This window comes from Schwartzia sp. (in: firmicutes) (assembly GCF_978017985.1).
In genome coordinates this window covers 1-1,754 of sequence record NZ_CDXDFU010000208.1, presented here as the reverse complement: position 1 = coordinate 1,754, position 1,754 = coordinate 1, and the positions used below count along the sequence as shown (strand labels likewise).

Below are 1,754 nucleotides of genomic sequence, written 5' to 3'. Positions count from 1 at the left end.
CCGAGTGGTTAAAGGGAACGGACTGTAAATCCGTCGCCGTAGGCTACGATGGTTCGAATCCATCCCTGCCCACCATTTTTTATCGCGGGATGGAGCAGTCGGTAGCTCGTCGGGCTCATAACCCGAAGGTCATAGGTTCAAGTCCTATTCCCGCAACCAAATGCTCAGCGTGCTGATGTAGCTCAGTCGGCAGAGCGTATCCTTGGTAAGGATAAGGTCACCGGTTCAATCCCGGTCATCAGCTCCATATAATTTAACATGGCGGAATAGCTCAGTTGGCTAGAGCATGCGGTTCATACCCGCAGTGTCGAGAGTTCGAATCTCCCTTCCGCCACCATTGAAAATGCGCCCCAGTTTCTGGGGCTTTTGTTTTGCTCGATACGTCCGTGCGGCAGCGGTGTAAAACGGGAAAAAATCCCCTGCGTTGTTGTTGACACAAATGGACAAGTATGATAAATTATATTAGTGACGTTTCGAGGGTTTACTATTATTTTGTGCGTAAGAATAAGCGGACAGTCAGCGCTCCGGTGCTTTCCAGGCGGCTTATTCGCAATGAAGTAAAGGAGTGCATAGGATGCGTAACGCAGTTACTTTGGCCTGCACGGTTTGCAAAAACCGCAATTATCAGACCAATAAGAACAAGAAGAACGACCCGGATCGTTTGGAATTCAACAAATACTGCAAATTCTGCAAAAAGCATACGCCGCATAAAGAGACGAAGTAAGACGCTTTTTGAGGGTGCAGGATTGTGAGGATGTGAATTGAGTTTGGCAGATGAAAAAGCATCAGCTGTACAGTCAGAATCTGGGTTCAATCCGAAGCGGTTTTGTGAGGAAGTCATCGCTGAGATGAAGAAAGTTTCATGGTCGTCAAGACGTGAGCTTTTGGTGAACACGGGGGTTGTCGGAGTTGCGGTTGTGATTGTTTGCACGCTCATTTGGGTGTGCGACACAGTCTTTGCGCGGCTTTTTCAGCTTCTTCTACGATAAACGACTGGAGGTGGGGGATGCAGCGCATCCCTTGTGATGGAATCAGAGAAAAAGTGGTATGTAATTCATACATATTCCGGTTACGAGAATAAAGTTAAGACGAATTTGGAACGCAAAGTGCAGTCCATGGGTATGGAAGACGAGATTTTCAACGTAGTTGTTCCGATGGAGGACGACGTTGAAGTACGTGATGGCCGCAAAAAGGTCATGAAGAAGAAAGTTTTCCCGGGATATGCTCTTGTGGAGATGATCGTAAATGACCGCTCCTGGTATGTGGTTCGGAATACGCCGGGTGTGACCGGGTTTGTTGGTTCAGGTACAAAGCCGATTCCATTGACGGATTCAGAAGTCAAGCGTATTCTTCGTACAGCATCAGGCAGCGAAGAACTGCGCCCGGTACTTGATGTAGAACCGGGACAGGCAGTCCACATTCATTCGGGAGCATTTGAAAATTTCCCTGCGACAGTTACTGAAGTCGATCAGGCAAAGGGCAAGCTTAAAGCTCTTGTCGATATGTTCGGTCGTGAGACTGTTGTTGAATTGGATTTTGATCAGGTAGAAAAGATTTGAGTTCCTATTAAGGAGGTGTAAAAGTACATGGCAAAGAAAGTTGCTAAACTTGTAAAATTACAGGTTCTCGCAGGCAAAGCTACTCCGGCTCCTCCGGTTGGCCCGGCACTGGGTCAGGCAGGTGTCAATATCATGGCATTTGTTAAGGAGTTCAACGAAAGAACAGCAAAACAGGCTGGCCTCATCATTCCGGTT

At 47.5% G+C, this 1,754-nt stretch carries 4 protein-coding genes and 3 tRNA genes; all 7 read left to right on the top strand.

Going from position 1 to position 1,754, the window contains the following annotated elements; translation table 11 throughout:
- Positions 1-83 precede the first annotated feature (83 nt).
- Positions 84-159: transfer RNA gene (locus ACY69O_RS08975), tRNA-Met, on the top strand.
- A 12-nt stretch (positions 160-171) separates the two neighbouring features.
- A tRNA-Thr gene (locus ACY69O_RS08970) sits at positions 172-247 on the top strand.
- A gap of 13 nt (positions 248-260) precedes the next feature.
- Positions 261-337 (top strand) — tRNA-Met (locus tag ACY69O_RS08965).
- Between the two features lie 237 nt (positions 338-574).
- The gene (rpmG, locus tag ACY69O_RS08960; protein ID WP_006192858.1) at positions 575-724 is read left to right on the top strand and encodes a 50S ribosomal protein L33; all 150 of its coding nucleotides are present in this window, start codon (positions 575-577) and stop codon (positions 722-724) included.
- Between the two features lie 43 nt (positions 725-767).
- A complete protein-coding gene (gene secE / locus ACY69O_RS08955; RefSeq protein WP_462333121.1) occupies positions 768-989 on the top strand; it encodes a preprotein translocase subunit SecE in 222 nt (73 codons plus the stop codon).
- Positions 990-1,025: 36 nt separating this feature from the next.
- Positions 1,026-1,559 (top strand): transcription termination/antitermination protein NusG, encoded by a 534-nt coding sequence (nusG, locus tag ACY69O_RS08950; protein WP_462333123.1) that lies wholly within the window; start codon positions 1,026-1,028, stop codon positions 1,557-1,559.
- A gap of 27 nt (positions 1,560-1,586) precedes the next feature.
- Positions 1,587-1,754: uL11 family ribosomal protein (locus ACY69O_RS08945; protein ID WP_462333122.1), on the top strand; the 168-nt coding region annotated here is incomplete at its 3' end.